This window comes from Mangrovibacterium sp. (assembly GCF_041596335.1).
Lineage (GTDB): Bacteria > Bacteroidota > Bacteroidia > Bacteroidales > Prolixibacteraceae > Mangrovibacterium.
Genome location: NZ_JBFHIT010000040.1, coordinates 35,803 through 43,378, shown reverse-complemented (window position 1 = coordinate 43,378; position 7,576 = coordinate 35,803). Strand labels below are relative to the sequence as shown.

General features: G+C 41.9%; 5 protein-coding genes. All 5 read left to right on the top strand.

From position 1 onward, the window contains the following. The first annotated feature begins 164 nt into the window (after window positions 1–164). The 5 genes from ABZD21_RS13755 (at window position 165) to ABZD21_RS13735 (ending at window position 7,574) form a co-directional block, all read left to right on the top strand. Window positions 165–818, top strand: a complete 654-nt coding sequence (locus ABZD21_RS13755) for a hypothetical protein (protein WP_372775613.1) — start codon at window positions 165–167, stop codon at window positions 816–818. 12 nt (window positions 819–830) lie between these two features. After that, on the top strand, window positions 831–2,387 hold the full coding sequence (locus ABZD21_RS13750) for a RagB/SusD family nutrient uptake outer membrane protein (RefSeq protein ID WP_372775612.1): 1,557 nt from the start codon (window positions 831–833) through the stop codon (window positions 2,385–2,387). Between the two features lie 93 nt (window positions 2,388–2,480). Beyond that, window positions 2,481–3,143 (top strand): RagB/SusD family nutrient uptake outer membrane protein, encoded by a 663-nt coding sequence (locus tag ABZD21_RS13745; RefSeq protein WP_372775611.1) that lies wholly within the window; start codon window positions 2,481–2,483, stop codon window positions 3,141–3,143. A gap of 144 nt (window positions 3,144–3,287) precedes the next feature. After that, window positions 3,288–5,711 carry a TIM-barrel domain-containing protein gene (locus ABZD21_RS13740; protein ID WP_372775610.1) on the top strand — a complete coding sequence of 808 codons (2,424 nt, stop codon included), beginning with the start codon at window positions 3,288–3,290 and terminating at the stop codon, window positions 5,709–5,711. 495 nt (window positions 5,712–6,206) lie between these two features. Beyond that, complete coding sequence (locus ABZD21_RS13735) at window positions 6,207–7,574, top strand: glycoside hydrolase family 27 protein (protein WP_372775609.1); 1,368 nt, start codon at window positions 6,207–6,209, stop codon at window positions 7,572–7,574. Window positions 7,575–7,576: the final 2 nt, after the last annotated feature.

Below are 7,576 nucleotides of genomic sequence, written 5' to 3'. Positions count from 1 at the left end.
GAGCATGGAGTGTAAATCACGCTAACAAGAAGGTACTGAAGATAGCCTTAAACGCAAAAAGAAGGCCATGGCTCGATGGTATTTTTGCTAAAGTCGAAAACCTTGCCCCTCCTTTTCAATATCTTAATGCATAATGCGGGATTAATTCATTTTACGGATACAAAATGGATGGAATTTATCAGTTATCCGACTTCAACTATGATGGAAGCTCATATACTCTAAAACCGGGAGTGGTTTCTGTTACCAATTATAATGCACAGCCTGGCGACATCAAATTCAAAGACATTAGTGGGGATGGAGTAGTCGATCCGAACAATGACAGAACAATAATCGGGAAACAATTTCCAGACCTAACTTACTCGCTAAACCTGAGTTTGGAATGGAAACAATTTGATTTTGCTGCATTTTTCCAAGGTGTACAAGGTATTGAGGGCTATCTTTATTATGAAATTGCTACTCCATTTAGTGGAGTAGCAAATCTAGGATCATGGTGGAAAAACAGATGGACTCCTGAAAATCCATCCAACAGCATGCCTCGGGTAAGTTTAGATGAGTATCGTACCAATGTTCATTCTTCTTTCTATATGGAGGATGCTTCCTACCTTCGTCTAAAGAACATAGAATTGGGATATACGATTAGCCCGAGAATTACTTCGAAAATTGGATTAGGTTCCGTACGCGTGTACGGAAGTGTTCAGAATGCGTTTACAATTACCAAATTTAAAGGGTTTGACCCGGAACAAACGACTGATCAAACGAGGGCTGAGGCTTTCCCTCAGGTTCGCGTAATGACTGTGGGTTTAAATGTTAACTTTTAAAAGATCAGGATTATGAAAATTCTAAATAGAATTATTACAATATTACTTGTGTCATCTGTTTTGTTTGGATGTACAGAGGATTTGTTGGATAAAACACCGATGGACAGATTATCTCCTTCAACTTTCTTTCAAAATGAAACCCAGTGTATGATGGCGTTGATGGGTGTTTATAATGCCATTCAACCAAATGCAACACCAACTCATTTTTATCAATTTGAATTCATGGCGGACAACGGCTATTGTCAGGCTGCCTGGCAAGGATCAAATGAGGTTGGCTCATGGAGTACTAATTCAACCAGTTGGGCGCCTGGTGCTAAATGGGCTCAGGATTATGCCATTGTAGCTAGAGCGAATGAGTTTTTGCAGGATATAGCGGAAGCTCCGGTTAGCGACGGCGTAAAAAATCAGATGATTGCTGAAGCTAAATTTCTAAGAGGGTATGCTTATTCTGATTTAATTACTTTTTTCGGTGATGTGCCTCTTATTACAGAAGTTTTGCCGTTATCGGAAGCATATGTCGGTAGAACTGCCAAAAGTGAAGTGCTTACGCAAATTCTTGCAGATTTTAACGATGCAGCAACGGTTCTTCCAACTACCTATTCTGGTTCAAATGTTGGACGTGCTACCAAAGGTGCAGTCTTGGCTTATAAGGCGAAAATATTACTATATAACCAAAAGTGGTCCGAAGCAGCACAGGCGGCTAAAGATGTTATGGACTTGTCAGTCTACGATTTTTACGGAGATTATGCCGGTTTATTCGAGGAAGCGAATGAAAACAATGTTGAGGTTATTTTCGATATTCAGTATATTCAAACTCAATCACAACCATGGCCTGCTGAGCCATTTGTACTTGGAACCTGGCAAACATCAAACATTACTGCCGACATGATTAATTCATATTACATGACCAATGGCAAGCCGATTACAGATGCTGCATCGGGCTACGACGATCAGGATCCTTATACGAATAGAGACCCACGACTAGATGCAACGGTTGTGTTACCAGGTACAAATTACGGCGATGCTACTTTTATCCCTGCTAGTTATGCTGAATACCCATGTGGTGCAAAACCTCGCAAATACGCCGAGTACGGGGTTGCAGATGTAAATATTAGTTCGCTGAACACCATTTTGATACGTTATGCAGACGTGTGTCTGATGCGTGCGGAAGCTCTTGTTGAATCGGGTAGTACGGATCAGGAAATTTATGATTTGGTTGATATGGTACGTGCAAGAGTTGGTATGCCTACCGTTGAATCTGTAGAGGGTACCGGACTTAGTCAGGATCAGTTGCGTCAGATAGTGAGACATGAAAGACGAGTGGAGTTCTGTATGGAGGGAACACGATATGCAGATATGTTGCGTTGGAAAGACGAATCGTTGGTTCATGATGTGTATGGCTATGATAAATCGAAATTGTCAGATCCTTCAAGTCCAGCAACATGGACTTTTTCACAGATTAAAATTGCGACAAGAATCTTTAACGCAGAGAAGGCATGGCTTTGGCCCGTACCTCAATCTGATGTGGATATCAATAAAAATTTACTGCCAAATAATCCAGGTTATTAGCAGAATTTGTAATTAAAGTGAAAAGGGAGCTCAATTAGTTTGGGCTCCCTCCCCCAAAAAAAATAGCCATGAAAATCAGCCAACCGTTCAAGTATGATGACGGCTCTGGTGATAGGTTTTGAGGAGGATAAAAATGTACTTGAGAAGGAAAATTATATCCAGGGTCAGCAATATACAGCTGCCCGTGAAATTCTTCCACGCAGCGATAACGGCGAACCTCTTGTTTACGTTAATAGTGTTCCCAGCATTGACCAATCAACAATGTATGATGGGTACCGCTGGGGGAAATTTGAATATGCTATCGGGAGTACAAACCGTTTAAGTAACGACTTTCCATTATTACGCTATGCCGACGTTTTGTTTATGAAAGCAGAAGCCTTGATGAGAAGTGGTCAACCGGGAGCTGGTGCTTTGGTAACCCAAATTAGAGAAAGGGATTTCAAAGATAATCCGGCGAAAGCTACTGTTACCGATGAAGATTTGGAAGGTGGTAGTGCATATGATTATGGTCGCCGCGACTCTTATGAAACGACTTACGAAGGAGGAGCTGATATTCAATATGGTCGATTCTTGGATGAGTTGGGGTGGGAGTTCTGCCAGGAAGGACGTCGCCGCCAGGACCTAATCCGATTTGGCGTATTTACCACTAAATCTTGGTTTTCGCATGACGCTAGTAGTAGCCACAAAATTTTATATCCGATTCCAAACCAAGCATTATTGACTAACTCTAACTTGACGCAAACCCCGGGTTACTAAGAGATAATTTATTAAATATTAGTGAGGGGATTTATCACGTCCCCTCACTTTCTCATTTTTAGGCCGAATGATGCCATCTTTTATAGAATTTGATGTGCGAATATCTTCTATGTTCTCAATTAAGTAAGACAAAAACCATTGACAATGAAAAGATTTTTTTATTTGATTTTAATGTTCCTGGCTCTATATATGGCAGCCTGCGCTCCTCAGGAATATGAAAAAACTCAGTTTGGATTGAAAACTATAGTCGATTCAACGGAAATCGAGATTCAATTTTTTTCACCCAAAATTGTACGCGTACTGAAATCGGAAACAGGATTCGACTTTGAAAAGCAAAGCTTGGCTGTAGTAAAAGGACCGGAATCAAATGAACTAAAAACTGAAACGAAGGGCGATGAGGTAGTGGTTTCATCTTCAGACGTTAGTGTCCACTTAAATCTGAAGACCGGTAAGGTTTCTTTTTATACACTTACTGGTACATCTATACTCAATGAGAAAGAGAATGGAGCCCAGTTTACACCAGTGAAGGATGTTGATGAGGATAGCTATGTCGTCAGCCAGTCGTTTGTTTTAGACCAGGATGAAAAAGTTTATGGGTTGGGACAGTTTCAGGACGGAAAAATGTCACAGCGCAACCAGGAACTTTATCTGTTACAGGATATTTTAATCACAGCGATTCCTATGTTGCAATCCGATAAAGGTTATGGATTATATTGGGACAACTATTCACCTACTTATTTTACCGATACAGAAGTTGAAACATCCTTTAGATCAACCGTTGGCGATTGTGTTGATTACTACTTTATGTACGGTGAAAATGCCGACGGAGTAATTGCCCAAATGAGGGAGCTAACCGGACAGGTTCCAATGTTTCCATACTGGACCTATGGTTTCTGGCAAAGCAAGGAAAGATATAAGAGTCAGGATGAAACCCTTGATGTTGTAAAAAGATATCGTGAGCTGGGAGTTCCCCTTGATGGGATCATCCAGGATTGGCAATACTGGGGAGATAATTACCATTGGAATTCCATGGAGTTTTTGAATCCTGAATTCCCTGAGCCACAAAAATTGGTTGATGAGGTTCATGATTTAAATGCAAACATCATCTTCTCGATCTGGTCGTCTTTTGGCCCTCAAACCAAGCCATATAAGGAGCTTTATGAAAACAATATGCTGTATGATTTTAAAACCTGGCCGCTTACTGATAAAAATGTATGGCCACAACCCAAAGATGCTGCACCTTCGGGAGTCCGGGTTTATGATGCATATAATCCTGAAGCACGTGATATCTATTGGAGGTATTTGAATCAGGGCATTTTCAAACTGGGTGTTGACGGTTGGTGGATGGACTCTACAGAACCTGACCATTTTGAACGGGTAGATTCAGACTATAATCAAAAAACACATTTAGGTTCATTTCGTAAATTCAGAAATGCTTATCCTTTAGTGACCGTTGGTGGTGTGTATACCCATCAACGTGAAACAAGTACTGAAAAGCGGGTCTTTATTTTAACCCGCTCGGCTTTTGCCGGTCAGCAGCGTTATGGGGCAAATTCCTGGTCGGGTGATGTTAGCACCGATTGGAGCGTGTTGCGGAATCAAATCTCGGCGGGCTTGAACTTCTCGCTTTGTGGAATCCCTTATTGGAACAGCGATATTGGTGGATTCTTTACCGGGCGTTTCCCAGGGGGTGTTGAGAATAAAGCATTTCACGAGATTTATGTTCGGTGGTTGCAATTCGGGACATTTTGTCCCATGATGCGCTCTCACGGTACTGATACACCGAGAGAAATCTACCAGTTTGGCAAAAAAGGGGATTGGACCTATGATGCGATTGAAAAATTTATCAACCTGCGTTACCGCCTGTTGCCTTACATTTATTCAACTTCGTGGGACGTAACAGCCAACAGCTCAAGCATGATGCGCGCATTGGTAATGGATTTTGCGGAGGATAAAAATGCCCTTGATATTAACAATGAATACATGTTTGGCAAATCGATTCTGGTCTGCCCGGTCACAGAACCAATGTACGTAAAAGCAAAACATGAAAATAATAAGTACACTGGGGCGAAAGAAGATTTTAGCAAGGTGAGGTCAACCAACGTGTATTTGCCAGCCGGAACGCAATGGTTCGATTTCTGGACTGGTGAAAAGATGGAAGGCGGTCAGGAAGTAGAAAAGGAAACGCCAATCGACATCATGCCGCTGTATGTAAAAGCTGGGTCAATTTTACCGTGGGGGCCTGAGGTGCAATATGCTTCAGAAAAGAAAGCTGACAATATGGAAATCCGGATTTACCCGGGAGCCGATGGCGAATTTACGTTATACGAAGACGAAGGTGATAATTATAACTATGAAGATGGGGCTTTTGCAACCATCACTTTCAAATGGGATGATGATGCTCAAACTTTGAGTGTATCTGATCGTCAGGGGAAGTTTCCCGGTATGCTGAATGAGCGTCAGTTTCGGATAGTTATCGTTGGTGCAAAGTCAGGAATAGGATTGGCCGATAGTAAACCTAAAAGCACCGTTGAATATGCAGGAGTAGCCCAAACGGTCAAGTTCTAATCCGCGTGTTGTTAATGAATTATGGCATCGACCAATTTGTAGATTCCCGGTGTTTGGATTGAAACATTTACAACGTTCCAACAGAGACCCGGTTGTTAAGTTCTATAAATTAAGTATGGTGGAGAGCAACGGTGTGTTGTTCTTCACTTTTACTTTTAATCCAATTCGAGTGAGAATTGGTTGGGGGAATTCCTCGTTTTCTTCGTCTTAGTCTTGATCCGTATTCTAAAGGCTGAAAATAGATTTTTTGTAATTCATACAACTTTTGGATTAATAGAATCCGATCACTTCTCTTGTTTGGAAAACGACTAAACTATGTCGGGAAAATCGTCTGTAGTTGGTTTTAAGTGTCAGTTGTGCAGTGAATTATGAATTCGGGATAGTTGTTTTTTGATTTGTGCCAGTACTGAAAATTGTCCAAATGAGATAAAAAACGTATTTTGTACTTTTAATGTTTCGGAATCGATTTTATCTAAGCATAAACAATCCAATAAAATGAAATTTTTAAACTACTCCACGGTCATTTTTCTGGTGGTTTTTTTGGCGTCCTGCCAATCTTCGAAAAAGAAAGCCGAACCCTTTGCTCAAGGTGGATTTAAAACCTGGGCACAAACACCACCAATGGGATGGAACAGTTGGGACTGTTATGGACCAACCGTTGACGAACACGAAGTAAAGGCTAATGCCGATTATATGGCTGAAAAACTGAAAGACTACGGATGGGAATACATCGTAGTGGATATTCGCTGGTTTGTGGAGAACGACAAAGCCGGTGGATACAATCAAACTGATCCGCGCTATGTAATTGATGAGTTCGGACGTTACCAGCCCGCTGTTAATCGCTTTCCTTCGGCTGAAGACGAAAAAGGCTTTAAAGAGTTGGCCGATTACGTTCACGGTAAAGGTCTGAAATTCGGGATTCACATCATGCGTGGAATTCCCAAAGTGGCTGTTGAAAACAAGTTGCCAATCAAAGGAACGGATGGTATTACGGCCGATCAAATTTACTCAACCGAATTACAATGCCAGTGGTTGCGTGACAATTACACCATTGTTGCCGACAAACCCGGCGCACAGGAATACTACAATTCCATTTTCGAATTATATGCCGGCTGGGGAGTTGACTTCATTAAAATAGATGACCTTTCCCGTCCGTATCATCAAGGTGAGATCGAGTTGATCCGCAAGGCAATTGACAACTGCGGCCGTCCGATTGTGCTGAGCACGTCACCAGGCGAAACGCCAATTGAAGCGGCTGACCATGTAAAAGAACATGCCAACATGTGGCGCATGGTTGACGATGTTTGGGATACCTGGCCGCACTTTACCCATCTGATTGATATTTGCCAAAAATGGTACCCACATATTGCTCCCGGAACCTGGCCAGATTGTGATATGATTCCGTTGGGACGAATTTCTATTCGTGGTGAACGCGGAGAAGATCGCATGACCCGTTTGACCAAGGACGAGCAATATTCGCTGATGACTTTGTTTACCATCTTCAAATCGCCTTTGATGTTTGGTGGTGATTTACCAAGCAATGATGATTTCACACTTTCATTGTTAACGAACAAGGAAGTGTTGAAGATGCACGCTGAGAGTACGAATGTGCACCAGTTATTCAATGAAAACGGGAAAGTGGCTATCGTTTCGGAACACCGGGATAATGGAGATAAATACATGGCGCTTTTCAATATTGCCGATGAACCGCAAACGATCATCGTGGATATGACGAAGCTCGGATATATCAGTGATTGTGGTTTGGTGAACCTGTGGACAGGTGAGGATTCCGGTCAAATTTCAGGGGAGTACAGTGTGGAACTTGCACCGCATGCCAGCGCATTGTATAAAATTGTGTACTAAAA